Origin of the sequence: Seohaeicola zhoushanensis, from assembly GCF_014656415.1 — a bacterium.
Taxonomy (GTDB): Bacteria; Pseudomonadota; Alphaproteobacteria; order Rhodobacterales; family Rhodobacteraceae; genus Seohaeicola_A; species Seohaeicola_A zhoushanensis.
Window position 1 is genome coordinate 370,018 of record NZ_BNCJ01000002.1, and the last position, 18,320, is coordinate 388,337.

18 protein-coding genes are annotated in these 18,320 nt (G+C 69.2%); 3 read left to right on the plus strand and 15 right to left on the minus strand.

All coding sequences use genetic code 11. The features are described 5' to 3' along the window. Positions 1 to 65: 65 nt before the first annotated feature. Positions 66 to 632, minus strand: a complete 567-nt coding sequence (locus IE266_RS05810) for a helix-turn-helix domain-containing protein (protein ID WP_189679092.1) — start codon at positions 630 to 632, stop codon at positions 66 to 68. Between the two features lie 131 nt (positions 633 to 763). On the opposite strand from IE266_RS05810, the gene IE266_RS05815 reads away from it, so the two are divergent. Then, positions 764 to 1,939 (plus strand): acetyl-CoA C-acyltransferase family protein, encoded by a 1,176-nt coding sequence (locus tag IE266_RS05815; protein WP_189679093.1) that lies wholly within the window; start codon positions 764 to 766, stop codon positions 1,937 to 1,939. Positions 1,940 to 2,009: 70 nt separating this feature from the next. Here the strand turns inward: IE266_RS05815 and IE266_RS05820 are convergent, their stop codons facing one another. Then, a complete protein-coding gene (locus IE266_RS05820; protein WP_189679094.1) occupies positions 2,010 to 4,355 on the minus strand; it encodes a Tex family protein in 2,346 nt (781 codons plus the stop codon). A 286-nt stretch (positions 4,356 to 4,641) separates the two neighbouring features. Here IE266_RS05820 and IE266_RS05825 point away from each other — a divergent pair, with 286 nt between their 5' ends. Further along, entirely contained in the window at positions 4,642 to 5,367 is a 726-nt protein-coding gene (locus tag IE266_RS05825; protein ID WP_189679095.1) for a prephenate dehydrogenase/arogenate dehydrogenase family protein, read from the plus strand. A 25-nt stretch (positions 5,368 to 5,392) separates the two neighbouring features. Here IE266_RS05825 and IE266_RS05830 read toward each other — a convergent pair whose 3' ends face one another. The 4 genes from IE266_RS05830 to IE266_RS05845 form a co-directional block, all read right to left on the minus strand. Beyond that, positions 5,393 to 6,565: a peptidoglycan DD-metalloendopeptidase family protein gene (locus IE266_RS05830; protein ID WP_189679096.1), complete on the minus strand. Its 1,173-nt coding sequence runs from the start codon at positions 6,563 to 6,565 to the stop codon at positions 5,393 to 5,395. A 66-nt stretch (positions 6,566 to 6,631) separates the two neighbouring features. Beyond that, positions 6,632 to 7,279: a protein-L-isoaspartate(D-aspartate) O-methyltransferase gene (locus tag IE266_RS05835; RefSeq protein WP_189679097.1), complete on the minus strand. Its 648-nt coding sequence runs from the start codon at positions 7,277 to 7,279 to the stop codon at positions 6,632 to 6,634. Continuing rightward, entirely contained in the window at positions 7,276 to 8,058 is a 783-nt protein-coding gene (surE, locus tag IE266_RS05840; RefSeq protein ID WP_189679098.1) for a 5'/3'-nucleotidase SurE, read from the minus strand. The genes IE266_RS05835 and surE overlap by 4 nt, the downstream gene beginning before the upstream one ends. Before the next feature lie 64 nt (positions 8,059 to 8,122). Next, the gene (locus IE266_RS05845) at positions 8,123 to 8,770 is read right to left on the minus strand and encodes an SDR family oxidoreductase (protein WP_189679099.1); all 648 of its coding nucleotides are present in this window, start codon (positions 8,768 to 8,770) and stop codon (positions 8,123 to 8,125) included. A gap of 229 nt (positions 8,771 to 8,999) precedes the next feature. Here IE266_RS05845 and IE266_RS05850 point away from each other — a divergent pair, with 229 nt between their 5' ends. Beyond that, positions 9,000 to 10,022, plus strand: a complete 1,023-nt coding sequence (locus IE266_RS05850) for a methionine synthase (RefSeq protein WP_189679100.1) — start codon at positions 9,000 to 9,002, stop codon at positions 10,020 to 10,022. A 3-nt stretch (positions 10,023 to 10,025) separates the two neighbouring features. Here IE266_RS05850 and IE266_RS05855 read toward each other — a convergent pair whose 3' ends face one another. The 9 genes from IE266_RS05855 to IE266_RS05895 form a co-directional block, all read right to left on the minus strand. Further along, positions 10,026 to 10,271, minus strand: a complete 246-nt coding sequence (locus tag IE266_RS05855) for a conjugative transfer relaxase/helicase family protein (protein WP_189679101.1) — start codon at positions 10,269 to 10,271, stop codon at positions 10,026 to 10,028. A gap of 247 nt (positions 10,272 to 10,518) precedes the next feature. After that, the gene (purF, locus tag IE266_RS05860; RefSeq protein WP_189679474.1) at positions 10,519 to 11,976 is read right to left on the minus strand and encodes an amidophosphoribosyltransferase; all 1,458 of its coding nucleotides are present in this window, start codon (positions 11,974 to 11,976) and stop codon (positions 10,519 to 10,521) included. 151 nt (positions 11,977 to 12,127) lie between these two features. Beyond that, the gene (locus IE266_RS05865; RefSeq protein WP_189679102.1) at positions 12,128 to 12,685 is read right to left on the minus strand and encodes a CvpA family protein; all 558 of its coding nucleotides are present in this window, start codon (positions 12,683 to 12,685) and stop codon (positions 12,128 to 12,130) included. A gap of 37 nt (positions 12,686 to 12,722) precedes the next feature. Further along, positions 12,723 to 14,087 (minus strand): DNA repair protein RadA, encoded by a 1,365-nt coding sequence (radA, locus tag IE266_RS05870; RefSeq protein ID WP_189679103.1) that lies wholly within the window; start codon positions 14,085 to 14,087, stop codon positions 12,723 to 12,725. A gap of 18 nt (positions 14,088 to 14,105) precedes the next feature. Next, a complete protein-coding gene (locus IE266_RS05875; protein WP_189679104.1) occupies positions 14,106 to 14,534 on the minus strand; it encodes a paraquat-inducible protein A in 429 nt (142 codons plus the stop codon). Between the two features lie 189 nt (positions 14,535 to 14,723). Continuing rightward, positions 14,724 to 15,473, minus strand: coding sequence for an ABC transporter ATP-binding protein (locus IE266_RS05880; protein WP_189679105.1), 750 nt, complete (start codon positions 15,471 to 15,473; stop codon positions 14,724 to 14,726). Further along, a complete protein-coding gene (locus IE266_RS05885) occupies positions 15,470 to 16,255 on the minus strand; it encodes an MlaE family ABC transporter permease (protein WP_189679106.1) in 786 nt (261 codons plus the stop codon). Before IE266_RS05885 ends, IE266_RS05880 begins: the two co-directional genes overlap by 4 nt. Further along, complete coding sequence (gene alr / locus IE266_RS05890; RefSeq protein ID WP_189679107.1) at positions 16,255 to 17,286, minus strand: alanine racemase; 1,032 nt, start codon at positions 17,284 to 17,286, stop codon at positions 16,255 to 16,257. Before alr ends, IE266_RS05885 begins: the two co-directional genes overlap by 1 nt. A 188-nt stretch (positions 17,287 to 17,474) precedes the next feature. Beyond that, a complete protein-coding gene (locus IE266_RS05895; protein WP_229863906.1) occupies positions 17,475 to 18,305 on the minus strand; it encodes a DUF1194 domain-containing protein in 831 nt (276 codons plus the stop codon). Between the last annotated feature and the right edge of the window lie 15 nt (positions 18,306 to 18,320).

Sequence of the window (18,320 nt, forward strand, 5' to 3'; positions counted from 1 at the left end):
TAGGACGGGGGGCAAGCAACTGGAATCATTGTATTTTCATTGGGAGTGATTTCCAGGACACCATTTCAGGCGTCCTTGACCACCAGGAAGGCCCGCGCCGCGCCGCCCCTGGCGGCGATGCGGTGGGGCACGTCGGCGGCGTAGCGGGCGGAGTCGCCGGTGGCAAGCGCCGCCTCGGCGCTGCCCGAGGTGACGGTGAGCTCGCCCTCGATCACGGTCAGCTGTTCGCGCGCCCCGCGGGCGTGCGGCTTGCTGTCGAGCACGCCGCCGGCCGCGAAGATCAGCTCGTAGAGTTCGTGGTGGCCGGCCTCTTCGGGCGGCGACAGGATGCGGATGCGGCAGCCTTCGCCCCGGTTGTCGATGGTCGGAGCGGCTGCCGCGCGCAGCACATCGACGCGGTCGCGCGCGGCCTCGGCGTCGAGCAGGCCGGCGAAATCGACCTGCAGCGCCCGCGTCAGGTTCCAGAGCGTGGCGATGGTCGGGCTCGACTCGCCGCGCTCGATCTGGCTGACCATCGAGCGGGAGACGCCCGAAAGGTTGGCCACCGCTTCGAGCGAAAGGCCCTGGGCGCGGCGCGCCTCCTTGAGGCGGGCGGGCAGGCGGTTCAGGATATCGTCGGTATTTTCCGTCATGACGGATTCATCCGCCGCCGGGCGCCGCTTGTCAATCGCCCCGGCACGCGACGTCGCATGACATGGGGCTGGCGCTGCGGCGCGGCGAGGGCCATAGTCCGCCGCGACTCATGGACCTAGGAGGACAAGACATGACCGACATCGTGATCCTGGACGGTGCCCGCACCGCGATCGGCACTTTCGGAGGCGCCCTGGCCAGCACCGCGCCGATCGACCTGGCGACCGTGGCCACCGAGGCGGCCCTGGAGCGTTCGGGCGTCGAGGGCAAGCAGATCGGCCATGTCGTCTTTGGCCATGTCATCAACACCGAGCCGCGCGACATGTATCTGAGCCGCGTCGCGGCGATGCAGGCGGGCATTCCCGAGAGCACCCCGGCGATGAACGTGAACCGGCTTTGCGGATCGGGCGCGCAGGCCATCGTCTCGGCGGTGCAGGCGCTGATGCTGGGCGATGCCGAGTTCGCGCTGGCGGGCGGCGCCGAGAGCATGTCGCGCAGCCCCTACATCATGCCGGCGGTTCGCTGGGGCCAGAAGATGGGCGACGTCAAGGCGATCGACATGATGCTGGGCACGCTGAACTGCCCCTTCGGCACCGGCCACATGGGTGTCACCGCCGAGAATGTCGCCTCGGAGCACCAGATCACCCGCGCCGACCAGGACGCCTTCGCGCTGCTCTCGCAGGAGCGGGCGGCGGCGGCCATCGCGGCGGGCTATTTCGACAGCCAGATCGCCCCGGTCGAGGTGATGGTGAAACGCGAGAAGGTGCCGTTCAAGGTTGACGAGCACCCGAAGGCCACCACAGCCGAGGCGCTGGCGGGCCTGCGCCCGGTGTTCAAGAAGGACGGCAGCGTGACCGCGGGCAATGCCAGCGGCATCAATGACGGCGCGGCCGCCATCGTGCTGGCGACGGCGGATGCGGCGGCCAGGGCCGGGCTGAAGCCGAAGGCGCGGGTGATCGGCTATGCCCATGCCGGCGTGCGCCCCGAGGTGATGGGCATCGGTCCGATCCCGGCGGTGCAGAACCTGTTCAAGAAGACCGGCCTGACGGCAGCGGATTTCGACGTGATCGAGAGCAACGAGGCCTTCGCGGCCCAGGCCATCGCCGTCAACCGCGAACTGGGGCTGGACACCGGCAAGGTGAACCCGAACGGCGGCGCCATCGCACTGGGCCACCCGGTCGGCGCGACCGGCGCGATCATCACCATCAAGACGCTGTATGAACTGGAGCGGATCGGCGGCAAGCGCGGTCTCATCACCATGTGCATCGGTGGTGGCCAGGGCATCGCGCTGGCAATCGAACGTCTTTGAGGCATCGGGCGGGGGCGCGGCCCCCGCTGCGGGAAACAATGGCCGGGGGCGGTGACGCCCCTGGCCTTTTTCAGTTCTTCTTGAAGGCGTTGAGCAGCGCCGCGCCAAGTGCGCCGGGGCTGTCGTTGCCACCCTTCGGGCCGGCCGAAGCACCGCCCTTCGCTGCCGGTTTGCCCGCCCCGCGCGGCCCGTCGCGGCGGTTGCCGCGCGGGTCGCTGTCGCGGGCGGCGCGGTCCTCGCGCGCCGAGGTGCCGCCGTCCTTCTTCATGCTCAGCCCGATGCGCTTGCGCGGCACGTCCACCTCGGTCACGCGGACCTGCACCACGTCGCCGGCCTTCACCACCTCGTGCGGGTCCTTGACGAAGCGGTCCGAGAGCTGGCTGACGTGGACCAGCCCGTCCTGATGCACGCCGATGTCGACGAAGGCGCCGAAGGCGGCCACGTTGGTCACCGTGCCTTCGAGACGCATACCGGGCTTGAGGTCCTTGATGTCGTTGACGCCCTCGGCAAAGGTCGCGGTCTTGAAGGTCGGGCGCGGGTCGCGGCCGGGCTTTTCCAGTTCCGAGAGGATGTCGCGCACCGTCGGCAGGCCGAAGCGGTCATCGGCGAAACGGTCGGGCGAGAGGCCACGCAGCAGCTTGGGGTCGGCCTGGATCGTGCGGAGGTCGCGGCCGCAAGCGGCGACGATGCGGCGGGCAAGGTCATAGGCCTCGGGGTGGACCGAGGAGGCGTCCAGCGGCTCGGCCCCGTCGCGGATGCGCAGGAAGCCGGCGCATTGCTCGAAGGCGCGGGGGCCGAGGCGCGAGACCTTGAGCAGGTCCTGGCGCGAGGCGAAGGCGCCGTGGGTGTCGCGGTGGAAGACGATGGCCTCGGCCAGGCCGGGGCCAAGGCCCGAGACATGCGCCAGCAGCGGCGCCGAGGCGGTGTTGAGGTCGACGCCGACGGCGTTCACCGCGTCCTCGACCACCGCTTCGAGCGACCTGGCCAGGCGGTGCTGGTCGACGTCGTGCTGATACTGGCCGACGCCGATGCTCTTGGGTTCGATCTTGACCAGCTCGGCCAGCGGGTCCTGCAGGCGGCGGGCGATCGAGACCGCGCCGCGCAGCGAGACGTCGAGGTCGGGGAATTCGCGGGCGGCGAGTTCCGAGGCGGAATAGACCGAGGCGCCGGCCTCGCTGACGATGACCTTGGTGGGTTTCTGCACGCCCGGGGGCAGCATGGCCAGCGTGTCGGCCACCAGCTTCTCGGTCTCGCGCGAGGCGGTGCCGTTGCCGATGGCGATGAGCTGGATGCCGTGCCTGGCGATCAGCGCCATGATCGCGCCTTGCGCGCCGCGCAGGTCGTTCTTGGGCTGGAAGGGGTAGAGCGTTTCGGTCGCCACCAGCTTGCCGGTGGCGTCGATCACGGCGGCCTTGACCCCGGTGCGGATGCCCGGATCGAGGCCCAGCGTCGGGCGCGCGCCGGCGGGGGCGGCAAGCAGCAGGTCCTTGAGGTTGCGGGCAAAGACGGCGATGGCCTCGTCCTGGGCGCGGGCGCGCAGGTCGGCCATCAGGTCGAGCATCATCGAGGTGGCGAGCTTGACGCGCCAGGTCCAGCTGGCGACGGTGCGCAGCCAGGTGTCGCCGGGGCCGGTGCCGTTGGTTTCGAGGCGCGCGGCGACCATGGCCTCGCAGCGGGGCTGGCCGGTTTCGGGGTCGGGGCCGATGTCGAGCTGGACGACGCCCTCCTTCCAGGCGCGCATCATGGCGAGCGCGCGGTGCGAGGGCACGTCGGCCCAGCGTTCGGTATGGGCGAAGTAGTCGGAGAACTTGGCGCCCTTCTCCTCCTGGCCCTCGACCACGCGCGAGGTGAGGATGGCCTCTCTCTGCAGGAAGGTCCGCAGGTCGCCCAGCAGGCCGGCGTTCTCGGCCAGTTCCTCGGTCAGGATGTCGCGCGCGCCGTTCAAGGCGTCCTTCACGGTGGGCACCGCCTCGGTCACATAGGCGGCGGCCAGCACCTCGGGGTCGGCGGCGCGGTTGGAGAGGATGGCGTCGCGTAGCGGTTCCAGCCCGTTCTCGCGGGCGATCATCGCCTTGGTGCGGCGCTTGGGCTTGTAGGGGAGGTAGATGTCTTCCAGCTGGGCCTTGGTCGCGGCCCCGGCGATGGCGCGCGAGAGGTCGTCGGTCAGCTTGCCCTGTTCCGAGATCGACTTGAGGATTGCATCGCGCCGGTCATCCATCTCGCGCAGATAGCCGAGCCGGTCGGCGAGCGTGCGCAGCTGGGTGTCGTCCAGGCCGCCGGTGACTTCCTTCCGATAGCGCGCCACGAAGGGCACCGTGGCGCCTTCGTCGAGCAGGCGTACGGCGGCGGCGACCTGCGCGGCGGCGGCGCCGATCTCGGTCCCGATGGTCTGGTTGATGCGGGTGGCGCGATCCATGCAAAACCTCATGTCCTTGGTCTGGACGCCCTACATAGACGCCGCGCGCGCGGCGGGGAAGCGGGAAGAGGCGGGCCGGGCGGGATGAGGCCGATGGCGCGGCGCTTGACTTTTACCCCGTAGCGCGACTAATCGGGCGCATGTTCACGAACGCGATCATCTTCAACGTTGCGTATTACCCGCTGCCTTAGGTAGCGGCGTAAACCCTGTGTTCACCGCTGCCACGTGCCAGCGGTCCTGCAGAACAAGCTCGTGATCCCTGGCCTCTCTACCCAAGGATCAGATCATGGCCAGCTCGAAAGTCACGGTTACCATCATAGGCTTCGGCGCCTTCGGGCAGCTCGTCGCGCGGCTGCTCGCGCCCTATGCCCGCGTCTCGGTCCATGATCGCTCGGCCGTGGCGATGGAGGCCGCCTCGGCGCTGGGGTTCGACCTTGTCGCCCGGATCGAGGACATCCGCGCCGATGTGGTGATCCTCGCCGTTCCGCTCAGGGCCTTCGACGAGGTGCTGCGCGCGATTGCGCCGCATCTTCGGCCCGGCCAGCTGGTTGTCGACGTCTGCTCGGTCAAGGAAGAGCCGGCGCGCCTGATGAGCGACCTGCTGCCGCCCCATGCCGAGATCCTGGCCTGCCATCCGATGTTCGGGCCGCAGAGCGCGAAGCGCGGGGTGGAGAACAGCCAGATCGTGCTCTGCCCGCTGCGCGGCGCGCGCTGGCGCGGCATCGCCCGTTTCCTGGAACGGGTGCTGAAGCTGGAGGTCATCGTCACCACGCCCGAGGATCACGACCGCCAGGTCGCGATGACGCAGGGGCTGACGCACCTGCTGGCCCAGGTCGTCGCCAGCCTGGGCGACCGGCCGGCAATCCGCACGCGGAGCTTCGACCTGATCGCCGAGGGGCTGGCCCTGGTGGCCAATGATGCCCCGGAGGTCTTCGAAGCCATCGCCCGCGGAAACCGCCATTTCGCGCCGATGGGCGAGCGGCTGGTAAGCGCGATCCGGGCGAGGATCTGAGGCAGCGGGCCGAAAGGCCCGCCGGTCAGTTCAGGTAGGGCGTCGGGTCCTGGCTGTCGAAGCCCTTGCGGACCTCGAAGTGGACATAGGCGTTCTCGCCGGCGCGGAGCTGGGCGAGTTTCTGGCCGCGCTTGACGCTGTCGCCCTTTTTCACCGCGATGCCGTCGACGTTGGCGTAGACCGTCAGCAGGTTGTTGGGGTGCTGGATCACCACGATGGCGACCTTGTCGGCGCTGGCGGTGATCGCGCGCACGGTGCCGTCGGCGGCGGCGGTCACCGCCGTGCCGGGGGCTGCGGCGATGTCGATGCCGTCGTTCTTGCCCTTGGTATAGGTGCGGATGATCTTGCCGTTGACCGGGTAGGCCATGGCTGCCGAGGCCTGCGGATCGCGGCTCGGCTGGCCGACCGAGACCGCCGGGGCGGCGGGCGGCTTGGCGGCGATCTTCTCGTTCGGAAGCGGCTTGGCGGCGCTCGGCGGGACCGGGGTCTCGCTGCCGGCGCCGGGCTTGGTGACCACGGCAGGGGCGACCTTGGGCGGCGTGGCGCCCTTGACCGGGATCAGCAGATACTGGCCTTCGCGGATCGAGAAATCGGGGCCGAGGCCGTTCCAGTCGGCCAGATCCTTGACCGAGACCTGGTAGAGCCGCGAGACGGTATAGGCCGTTTCGCCGCGCACCACCTTGTGGCGCACCGGCTCGGACTTGGGCGCCGCGGTGGCCGGGGCGGCGGCAGCCGAGCCCGAGGGCGGCAGGCTGGTGGTGGTCACCGCCGCGGGGGCGGAACGGGGCGAGGCGTCGATGGCGCTGCCGGCGATGGCCGAGATGTCGACACCGCCCGCCGAGGATTCGGCAACGCGGCGGGGCAGGGCGAGAACCTCGCCCTCGCGCAGCTCGTCACCGGGGGTCAGGCCGTTGTAGCGGGCGAGGTCGGCGGGCGTGAGGCCGATGCGGTTCGCCACGCTCGACACGGTATCGCCGCGCCGGGCCACGGCGACTTGGTAATTCGGATAGGAAATGATGCCGCGCCCGTCGGGCGCGGGGCGGTTCTGCGCGGCCGACTGGGCCGCCGGAGCGGTCGAGAAGCCGCCCACCTTGCCACGCATGTCGAAGTCGAGCGGTTCATCGCAGGCGGCGAGCAACGCGAGCGAGGCAACGCCTGCCATCAGGCGGGCGGGAAAACGGACCTGGCAAAATCTCATCTCGTCATCCTCAATACGCTCCCCCCTGTTGGCCGGGGGGTGGCGGTTCGGCCTTGCCCAAACGGCTCAGCCATCTTTCCCGAGGCCCTCGAGCAACGGAACGAAGCGGACCGGCCTGATCTCGTCGTAATCATAGCCGCTTTCAGTGCGATGCACCCGGATCAGCGTCTGGACGGTTTCGGCCTGTCCGACCGGCACGACCATGATACCGCCGATTTTCAATTGCGCCAATAGGGGGCCGGGCGGGTCTTCGGCGGCCGCCGTCACCAGGATGCGGTCGAAGGGGGCCTGTTCGGGCAGCCCGAAGGAGCCGTCGGCGATCATCGCGGTGATATTTACGAGGTCGAGCGCCTGGAACAGGGCCTGGGCCTCGCGCACCAGCCGGGCGTGGCGTTCGAGCGTGTAGACCCGGCGGGCAAGGCGCGACAGGATCGCCGCCTGGTAGCCCGAGCCGGTGCCCACCTCGAGTACCTTGTCGCGGGAACTGACCTGCAGCGCCTGGGTCATCAGGCCGACGACCGAGGGCTGGCTTATGGTCTGGCCGCAGGCGATGGGCAGCGGCGTGTCCTCGTAGGCGCGTTCGGCGAAGAGGCCGGTGATGAAGCGGCCGCGGTCGATGCTCTCCATGGCCGAGAGCACGCGGCTGTCGGTGACGCCGCGCGAGCGAAGGGCATAGAGGAACTGCATCTTGGTTTCCGGATCCGGGCCGCTCATTCGATGACCCGAAGCGCATCGAGCGCATCGTGTGCTGTGAGGTCGGCGCGCATCGGGGTGACGGAGATGTAGCCGTCGAGATTGGCGTGGGCGTCGGTATCGGGGGCGGTCTCGGCACGCTGGTCGCCGCCCTTGATCCAGAGGAAGCGCTTGCCCGAGGGCGAGGCATGGGGTTCGACGCCGAAGCAGGTGCCGCGGCGGAAGCCCTGGCGCACCACGCGCACGCCCTTGACCCCGGCGGCGGGGACCGGCGGGAAGTTGACGTTGTAGAAGAGGCGGTAGTCCTCGCCGGCGTTCGGCATCGCCTCGATCACCGAGCGGATGACGGCGGCGCCATGCACGGCGGCGGCGTCGAAGGGGTTGTCCTCGGTGAAGTTGGCCGGGCCCATGTATTGCGAGAGCGCGAAGGCCGGCAGGCCTTGCAGCGCGGCTTCCATCGCGCCGCCGATGGTGCCGGAATAGAGCGTGTTCTCGGCCGAGTTGTTGCCCCGGTTCACGCCGGAGAGCACCAGGTCGGGCGGGCAGGTCTTCATCACGTCATGCAGCCCGGCAAGCACGCAGTCGGCGGGCGAACCCTCGGCGGCGTAGCGGCGGTCGGCGAGCTTGGCGATCAGCATCGGGTGGGTGTAGCTGATGCAATGGCCGACGCCCGATTGCTCGAAGGCGGGGGCCACGGTCCAGACCTCGCCGGCGGGGCCGGCAAGCTCGGTCGCGATGGCCGTCATGACCTCGAGGCCCGGCGCGTTGATGCCGTCGTCGTTGGTGATGAGAATGCGCATGCGCCTGTTGGTCCCGTTTTCTGCCTTGATAGGCTAGGGGCCGCGACAGGGCAAGCAGGGAGCGCTAGATCTTGATGTTTATCAGGCTGAGGAGACGCTCTGCCTCTTCCCTGGGATCGGCCAAGGCGGCGCGGTCCTCGCCGGGGAAGAAACGGGCGCGGATCGCGGTCGGCATCGGCGCCGGTTCGACGATATGCACGCGGGGGCCGGTGCGGTCGCTCTCGGCCTGCCAGCTGCGCGCCAGGGCAATCTGCGCGGCCTTGGTGGCGCCATAGGCGCCGAAGAAGCGCTCGCCCGCGCGCGGGTCGTCGAAGAACACCGCCTGGCCCTCGCGCCCGAGCAGCGGGGCGATATAGGGGATCAGCATGGCGGTGGCATTGGCGTTGATCGCCACCGACTTGTCCCAGTCCTTGGCATCGACATGCGCCGCGGGGCTGAGCGGTGCGGCGTGGATCGCGGTGTGCAGCCAGAGGTCGAGCCTGCCCCAGCGGTCATGCACCGAGCGGCAGAGCGTCTGCATCGCCGCGGCGTTGGTGACGTCCATCACGGCCAGCGTGGCGCTGCCGCCGGCGGCCTGGATACGGTCGTCGAGCTCTTCCAGCGCGCCGGTGGTGCGGGCGAGGGCGAGGATGTGATGCGTGGGCGCGAGCGCTTCGGCGAGGGCGGCGCCCAGGCCGCGCGAGGCGCCGGTGATGAGAGCGAGCTGGGTCATGGTGGCGACCCTGTGAGCGGGAATGGGCGCGAGGTCAAGCGGTTGTTTCGTCGCGCCGGGACCGGCGAGGGCGCGGGCGACGAGCGCCGGGGGCGCTGCCCCCGGACCCCCGGAGGTATTTTTGAAGAGAAGAAATCAGGGGCGGGGCGCGAACCGGCGAGAGCGGCGCGCTGGGGCTTGCCTTGGCGGGGGAGGGCACGCCAGACTGCCGGAAAGGGAGGACTTGAGGATGATCGAGACGACGATTGCCGGCAGCTTGCCGAAACCGGACTGGCTGGCCGAGCCGGAGCGGCTCTGGGCGCCCTGGCGGCTGGAAGGGGAGGCGCTGTTCGAGGGGCAGTGCCGCGCGGCGCGGGAATGGATCGAATTCCAGGAGGCCTCGGGGATCGACATCGTCACCGATGGCGAGCAGTTCCGGAAGCATTTCGTGCATGGGTTCCTCGAGGAGGTCGAGGGCATCGACTGGCAGCGGATGACCGCGATGGGGATCCGCAACAACCGCTACGAGGCGCAGGTGCCGACGGTGGTCTCGGCGGTGCGGCGCAAGGGGCCGGTGCATTCGCGCTCGACCGCCTTCTGCCGCAGCGTGGCGACCAAGGGGCTGAAGATGACCCTGCCGGGGCCGATGACGATCTGCGACACCATCGCGGATGCCCATTACGGCGACCGCCCGAAGATGGCGATGGCCTTTGCCGAGATCCTGAACGAGGAGGCGCGCGAGCTGGAGGCGCTGGGGGTCGACGTGATCCAGTTCGACGAACCGGCCTTCAACGCCTTCACCGAGGAGGCGGCGACCTGGGGCGTGGACTGCCTGAACCGGGCCATCGAGGGGCTGAAATGCAAGACGGCGGTGCACATCTGCTATGGCTACGGGATCAAGCAGAACACCGACTGGAAGGCGACGCTGGGCAACGAGTGGCGCCAGTACGAGGCCTTCTTCCCGGCGCTGAACGGCAGCCGGATCGGGCAGGTCTCGCTCGAATGCGCCAACAGCCGCGTGCCGATGCGGATGATCGGGCTGCTGCCGGACAAGGAGGTGCTGGTGGGCGCGATCGACGTGGCCTCGCCGGTGGTCGAGACGCCGGAGCAGGTGGCCGCCGTGCTGCGCGCGGCGATGGAATTCGTGCGGCCCGAGCGGATCGTGGCCTGCACCAATTGCGGGCTGGCGCCGATGCCGATGGGCGTGGCGCGGGGCAAGATCGCGGCTTTGGGGGCGGGGGCGGCGCTGCTGCGGGCCGAGCTGGGCGCCTGAAGGTCAGCCCTTGGGCAGGCTGAGCGTGGTGGTCTTGCCATTGCGGGTGAGGTGCAGTTCACCGTCGCCGATGGCGGTGACGGTATTGCCGTCAAGCCTGTCGCCGAGCGACAGGCGGCTGATCCGACCGCTCGGGTGACGGACGAGGGCGATCCGGGTATCGGGGCGGGTGACGGTGCCGAGCAGGGCGGTTTCGCCGGATTTGAGGGCGTTCCTGTCGGTGGCGATATCGGCCGGGGTCTTGGGCATCTTGCGGTCCTGGTGGCGCTGCAGTGCAGCAGAAGGCCGGGCAGATGACAGTACCTGGGCTGAAAGGAAAGCCGGGCGGGCCGGGTGGGCCGCTGTACGGCGGCGCCTTGCCGGAATGCCTTCGCGGCATCGGCGAAGCCTTGCGTGACAGGCTGCGGCGGAGGGACGCGGCGGGGCGTTCGGAATGACGAACGGCCCGCCGGGGGCGGGCCGTGGAGGTGGTGCGGGCGCGGTTGGGCCGCTGACCCTATTCCGCCGCCTTCATCTGGAAGCCCTGTTCCAGCATGTCGGCGGGGCGGACCGGGTATTCGCCCGAGAAGCAGGCGTCGCAATACTGCGGATGCGCGTCGTTGCGGCCCGAGGCCTCGCCCGCGGCGCGGTAGAGGCCGTTCAGGGAGATGAACTTGAGCGAATCGACGCCGAGGTGGTCGCGCATCTCGTCCTCGCTCATGGTGGCGGCGAGCAGCTTGTCGCGCTGCGGCGTGTCGACGCCGTAGAAGCAGGGCCAGGCGGTCGGCGGCGAGGCGATGCGGAAGTGCACCTCCTTGGCGCCGGCGTCGAGGATCATTTCCTTGATCTTGCGCGAGGTGGTGCCGCGCACCACCGAGTCGTCGACCAGGATCACCCGCTTGCCCTTGATGAGCGCGCGGTTGACGTTGAGCTTGAGGCGCACGCCCATGTTGCGGATCTGCTCGGTCGGCTCGATGAAGGTGCGGCCGACGTATTGGTTGCGCACGATGCCCATGCCGTAGGGGATGCCCGATTCATGCGCGAAGCCGATGGCCGCCGGGGTGCCGGAGTCGGGCACCGGGCAGACCAGGTCGGCCTCGACCGGGGCCTCGCGGGCCAGTTCCACGCCGATCTGGCGGCGGGTTTCGTAGACCGAGCGGCCGCCGATGATCGAATCGGGGCGCGAGAAATAGACGTGTTCGAAGATGCAGAAGCGCGGCTTCTGCGGGCGGAAGGGGAAGTGGCTCTCGACCCCGGTCTTCTCGGAGATGACGACCATCTCGCCCGGCGCGATCTCGCGGATGAACTCGGCGCCGATGATGTCGAGTGCGCAGGTCTCGGAGGAGAGCACCCAGGCCTCGCCCAGCTTGCCGAGCACCAGCGGGCGCACGCCCAGCGGGTCGCGCACGCCGATCAGCTTGGTGCGGGTCATGGCGACGACCGAGAAGGCGCCCTCGACCTTGCGCAGTGCCTCTTCGACGCGGTCGGGGATCGAGCGGCCCATCGAGCGCGCCATCAGGTGGATGATGCATTCGCTGTCGGAGGAGCTCTGGAAGATCGAGCCGCGCTCGATCAGCTCGCGTCGCAGCGCGTTGGCGTTGGTGATATTGCCGTTATGGGCCAGCGCGACGCCGCCCATCGAGAGCTCGCCGAAGAAGGGCTGCACGTCGCGGATCGCGGTGGCGCCCTTGGAGCCGGCGGTGGAGTAGCGGACGTGGCCGATGGCGATGGGGCCGGGCAGGGTTTCCATCACGCTCTGCGAGGTGAAGTTGTCGCGCACGTAGCCGAAGCGGCGGGCCGAGTTGAAACCGTGTTCGGGGTGGTGGACAACGATGCCGCCCGCCTCCTGGCCCCGGTGCTGGAGAGCGTGCAGCCCCAGTGCGACGAAGTTCGCGGCGTCGGTGACGCCCACGATGCCGAAGATCCCGCATTCTTCCTTCAGCTTGTCGTCGTCGAAGGGATGTGCGGGGGGCATGTGCGGCTGGGACAAGGGGAGGCTCCGGATCCAGTGCGATTCGCGCCCTCACATAATGGCTCGGGACGCTGGTGTCATCAAACTATCACACAATCCTGAACATGACCCCCCCCTCCCTGCGGGGATCATGCCGGATTGCACGGTTGCGCGGCTATTGCTGGCCGCACTTGCCCACGAGGGCTTCGTACTGCTGGGTGATCCAGCCGAGGGCCTGCTCGGGGTTGCGTTTCTCGATCTCGGCGGTGAACTGCTCGAAGACCTTGGCCGAGCGGCTTTCGTCGACCATCGTGTAGGTCTGGGTGGTGATGACGTTGTCGTAGACGAAGAAGGCCACGGCCACCAGCAGCACCCCGCGCACCACGCCGAAGAGGAAGCCGAAGCCCTGGTCGATGCCGCCGAGCGCCGAGCGGCGCACGATGGTCGAGAACAGCGGGGTGAAGAAGGAGGCGACGATCAGGGCGATGGTGAAGACCACGAAGAAGGCGCCGAGGATGCTGAGCTGGCAGCTGTCGGCGATGAATTCGCCCACCACCGGGATCTCGCGGATCAGCGGCTCGACCTTGGGAGCGAAGAGGAAGCCTACCACGGCGGCTGCGATCCAGCCGACGATGGCCATCGCCTCGCGCACGAAGCCGCGGGAGTAGGCCAAAAGCGCCGACATCACGATGACGAGCGCGACGACGCCGTCGATTATGGTGAACCCTTCCATGACTCTGCCTGCCTCTTCTTTCGGTTTTTGGCGCAGATTATCCCGCGCCGAAGACTTCGCCAACAAATCCTGTCAAATCTGTGGCCCGCGTCAGGGACAAGCCGGCATCTGTGCCGGATTTGCCACCCGAAGGCAGGATGGCCGAGCTAAAACCAAGTTTCTGCGCCTCTTTCAACCGGTTTTCCGTCTGGGTGGCGGGGCGCAGCGCACCCGAGAGGCTGATTTCCCCGAAGACCACCGTGTCGGCGGGCAGGGCGGCGTCCTCGCGGGCGCTGAGCAGGGCGGCGGCGACGGCGAGGTCGGCGGCGGGTTCCGAGATCTTCAGCCCGCCGGCGATGTTGAGGTAGACGTCGAGCCCGGCGAAGGGGATGCCGCAGCGCGCTTCGAGCACCGCGAGAATCATCGCGAGCCGCCCGCCGTCCCAGCCGACCACCGTGCGCCGGGCCTGGGCATGGGGCGATGGGGCGACGAGGGCCTGCACCTCGACCAGCACAGGCCGCGTGCCCTCGATCCCGGCGAAGACGACCGAGCCGGGCGAAGGCGCGCCGCGTTCGGAGAGGAACAGCGCCGAGGGGTTGATGACCTCGGACAGGCCCGAGCCGGTCATCTCGAAGACACCGATCTCGTCGGCGGGGCCGAAGCGGTTCTTGACCGCGCGCAGGATGCGGAACTGGTGGCCGCGCTCGCCCTCGAAGTAGAGCACGGTGTCGACCATGTGCTCGATCACGCGGGGGCCGGCGATCTGGCCTTCCTTGGTGACATGGCCGACCAGCACGACCGAGCAGCCGCGCCGCTTGGCGAAGGTGGTCAGCTCGTGCGAGGCGGCGCGGACCTGGGAGACCGAGCCGGGGGCGCTCTCGACATTGTCCGACCACATGGTCTGGATCGAATCGACGATGACGAGGCCGGGTCGTTCGACGTCGAGCGTGGTCAGGATGTCGCGCAGGTTGGTCTCGGCGGCGAGCATCACCGGCGCCTCGGCCAGGCCGAGCCGCTGGGCGCGCATCCGCACCTGGGCCGAGGCCTCTTCGCCCGAGACGTAGAGCGTTTTCAGCCCGCTGGCGGCGAATTTGGCGGCGGCCTGCAGCAGCAGGGTCGACTTGCCGATGCCGGGGTCGCCGCCGACCAGGATGGCCGAGGACTCGACGAGGCCGCCGCCCAGAACGCGGTCGAGTTCACCGAGGCCCGATTGGGTGCGGGGCGGCGGCGTCTCGCGCGTGGCCAGGGTGGTCAGCTCGACGGTGCGGCCCTTGCGGGCGCCCAGAGAGGTGGCCGCGGGGCCGGCCGAGAGCGGCGCCTCCTCGGCAATGGTGTTCCACTCGCCACAGGCGTCGCAGCGCCCCGACCACTTCGGATAGGACGCCCCGCAGGCGGTGCAGGTATAGGAATTCGGCTTGGCCATGCGCGCGTTTGTGACGTCTCAGCGGCGCGCGGTCAAATGGCTAATCGAGATCGAGGCCAGAACCGCCGCCGAGAACAGGTAGAGGCCCCAGGCCACCTCGATCCGGGCCAGTCCGATGCCCTTGGCGATCACCACGTAGAGCGCGATCAGGAAGACGTCGGCCATGGCGAGCTTGCCGAGGATCTCCAGCACCGGCAGCACCTTGCGGCGCATCAGGCCGAAGTGGATGAGGGCGAGGCCGATGGTCTTCATGTACGGCGCGAAGACGGCCAGGAAGGTCACCAGCAGGGCCAGCGCCACGTCGGTTTCCCAGAGGGATTGCAGGCCGGAGATGACCGAGACCTCCTCGGTGCCGAAGAGCGGCAGGTCAATGCCGGCGCGCAGCAGCGGCGCGAACCAGGCGACGGGGAAGACGACCAGCAGGGCGAGATTGGCGAATTTCAGCATGTCGGTCCCGGCTGGTGGCGCAGGGATGGAGGTAATGGCGGGGCGGGGGCGGCGCAAGACTTGGGCGCGAGTCGTTTTCCGGCGCGGAAAAACGCCAAAAATCCTGCGAGGATTTATGGCCTGGCGGAACGGTTGGGGAAGGGGGCGTTTTCCGCGCCGGAAAACGGACGAATTCCTCGCAGGAATTCGTCAGCGCACCGCCGCGATCGGGCCTTCGGCGCGGCCGTGGATGAACTGGTCGAGGTAGGGGTCGCCGGAATTGTCCATCTCGGACACGGGTCCGGTCCACTTGATGACGCCGTCATGCAGCATGGCGACATTGTCGGCGATGGCGCGCACCGAGGTCATGTCGTGGGTGATGGTCATGGCGGTCGCGCCCATCTCGGTCACGATCTCGCGGATCAGGTCGTTGATGACGCCGGCCATGATCGGGTCGAGGCCGGTGGTCGGCTCGTCGAAGAAGATGATCTCGGGGTCGGCGGCGATGGCGCGGGCAAGGCCGACGCGCTTCTGCATCCCGCCCGAAAGCTCGGCCGGGAAGAGATCGGCCACATCCGCCGTCAGGCCGACGCGGCGCAGCTTGTCGATGGCGATCTCCCTGGCCTCGGCGGCGGGGCGCTTCAGCGCGCCGCGCAGCAGGCGGAAGGCGACGTTCTGCCAGACCGGCAGCGAATCGAACAGCGCACCGCCCTGGAACAGCATCCCGAAGCGGGCGAGGAAGGCGTCGCGGTCGGCGGCATTGGCGGCGTCCTGGCCGTCGACCAGGATGGTTCCGCTGTCGGGCGCGATCAGGCCGAGCACGCATTTCAGCGTCACCGACTTGCCGGTGCCCGAGCCGCCGATGATCACCATCGAGGTGCCCTTGGGCACGTTCAGGGTCAACCCGCGCAGCACCTTCTTGGAGCCGAAGGCCTTGGTGACGTTCTCGAACCGGATCATACCGAGAAAAACACCCCCGTGAGCGTGAAGTTGGCGGCCAGGATCAGGATGGCCGCGGCCTCGACGCTGGTCTTGGTGGCGCGGCCCACGCCCTGCGCGCCGCGGTCCGAGTTCATGCCGTAGAAGCAGCCCATCAGCGCCGCGATGGTGCCGAAGGCCGCGCCTTTGACGAGGCTGGAGATGATGTCGCGGGCCTCGAGGAAATCGACGGTGTTCTGCAGGTAGGTGGCGGCGTTGAAGTCGAGGTTCTTGACTGCCACGGTATAGCCGCCGGCGATGCCGATCACGTCGCCCACCGCCACCAGCAGCGGCACGGTGATGAGCGCGGCGAGAACGCGGGGCACGACGAGGTATTTCATCGGGTGGGTCGAGAGGGTGACCAGCGCGTCGATCTGCTCGGTCACCTTCATGGTGGCGATCTCGGCGGCGATCGAGGAGGTGACGCGGGCGGCGATCATCAGGCCGACCAGCACCGGGCCAAGCTCGCGCACCATGCCGATGGCGACGATCTGCGGCACCACCGCCTCGGCGTTGAAGCGGGCGCCGCCGGAATAGATCTGCAGTGCCAGCGCGCCGCCGGTGAAGATCGCGGTGAGGCCGACCACGGGCAGCGAGAGCCAGCCGATGTTGAGCAGCGCGATGGCCAGTTCCTTGGGGTAGAAGGGCGGGCGGAACAGGTGGCTGAAGGTCTGCACGGTGAACAGCGAGATCCGCCCGAGCATCGCCATCGCCTGCAGCGTCATCGCGCCGATCAGCGCCAGCGGCGAGAGCAGGCGGCCCATCAGACGTAGGCCCGCGAGTAGCGGCGGCCGAGGCTGGTCAGGATCTCGTAGCCGATGGTACCGGCGGCAGTCGCCAGGCGGTCGACGCCCTGGTGGGGGCCGAGCATGGTCAGGTAGGCGGGATCCTCGGGCAGGTCGGTCACGTCGACGGTGATGAGGTCCATCGAGACGCGGCCCACAGCGGGGCAGGGGATGGCGCCATGGTAGAGGCGCAGCTTGCCGCCGAGCGCGCGCGGCAGGCCGTCGGCATAGCCGGCGGCGATGGTGGCGATCCGCGAGGGCCGGGCGGCGGTCCAGATGTTGCCGTAGCCCACCGTCTCGCCGGGGGCGATGGTGCGCAGCTGGATCACCGGGATGTCGAGCCGCACCACGCTGCGCGATTCGGCGAAGGGCTGGCCGCCGTAGAGGCCGATTCCGGGGCGGGTCAGGTCGAAATGGTAGTCGGGCCCGAGCAGGATGCCGCCGGTCGCCGAGAGCGAGCGCGGCACGTCCAGCCCCTCGGTCATGTCGCGGAAGTTCTGCAGCTGGTGCGGGTTCATCGGGTGCTCGGGCTCGTCCGCGCAGGCCAGGTGCGACATCAGCAGCACCGGGTTGCGGGTCATCGCCAGGTCGCGCACCGCGGCCCATTCGCCGGGTTCGAGGCCGAGCCGGCTCATGCCGGTGTCGAGCTGGATGCCGAAGGGCCGGTTGGGCAGCGCCTCGATCTGGCGCAGCATCTGGTCGACCGAGTTCAGCATCGGCACCAGGTCGTGGTCGCGGATCAGGGCGGTGTCGCCCTCCATATGGCCCGAGAGGATGCCGATCATCGGCCCCTTGCCGATGGCCTCGCGCACCGCCGCGCCCTCTTCGGCGACGGCGACGAAGAAGCGCCGCGCCCCAGCCTCGGCCAGCGCGCGCGCGACACGGCCCGATCCCAGGCCATAGGCGTCGGCCTTGACGACGGCCGCCGTCTCGCCCGCGCTCAGCTGGGCGAGGGCTTTCCAGTTGGCGGCAAGCGCGCCGAGGTCGATGGTGAGATGTCCGCTGCTCATGGGCCCCGTTCATGACATCCGGGCGCGGCGCGTCAAGGGGGAAAGGCGGCGGCGGGCGCGGCATTCCGCCCGGAAACGGGGCGGTTGCGCCCCCGGAGATGGCGCATGGGGGCGCTGCCCCCGCCGCCTTCGGCGGCTCCCCCGGAGATATTTATGAAGAAGAGAAGCCGGGGCGCGGCGCGTGGGGGTCAGGGTTCGCTGAAGTAGATCTGGTTGCGCTGCCACAGCTTCTCGCCGACGAGGCAGTCGTAGCCGGCGGCCGGGACCAGCCGTTCGGGCGGGGCGGCGGGGGCGGTGCCTGCGATCTCGAGCACCAGCTTGCGGCGCACCGCATCGGCGAACTGGTCCCAGGTCTCGACCGGAACGACGAAGGCGCCGGGGCCGCCGATCACGCAGTCGCGGTAGTAGGCGTCGAGATCCTCGATGCCCCAGCGGGCGGAGAAATCGTCCTGGGTCATCAGCGGCAGGCCGTTGACGGTGATGCCGCGCGAGACCACCTCGTCGCGGGCCGCCAGCACCGGGCGGCCCATGTTGTTGGGCCCGTCGCCCGAGACGTCGATCACCCGGCGCAGCCCGTCGAAGCGGTTGGTCTCGAAACTGTCGGCGGCGTAGATCAGCGCCTCGGAGATCGAGGTGCGGCGCATCCCTTCCAGGAAGAAGCCGGAGAGCGTCTCGGCCACCTCCTGCGCCTGGTCGCGGGTCTCGATCAGGGTCCAGGGTACGATCACGGTCTGGGAATGGCTGCCGGCCCATTCGACGTAGGTCAGGGCGATGCGGCCGATCATGCCGCCGCCGATGGCGCCGAAGACCTCCTCGCTGCCGAGCGCGGCGGCATAGCCGCGGCGCTGGATCTCGAGTTCGGCGGGGCTCATCGAGCGGGAGACATCGACGGCGAGGACCAGTTCGATGTCGACCTCGACCCGCTCCTGCGCCGCCGCCGGGAGGGCGGCCAGGGGCAGGCAGAGGGCGAGGGCGCGCAGCATGGCGCCATTGCGCCAGAGCCTGCGGCGCCTGTCCACTCACGAAATCGTAGG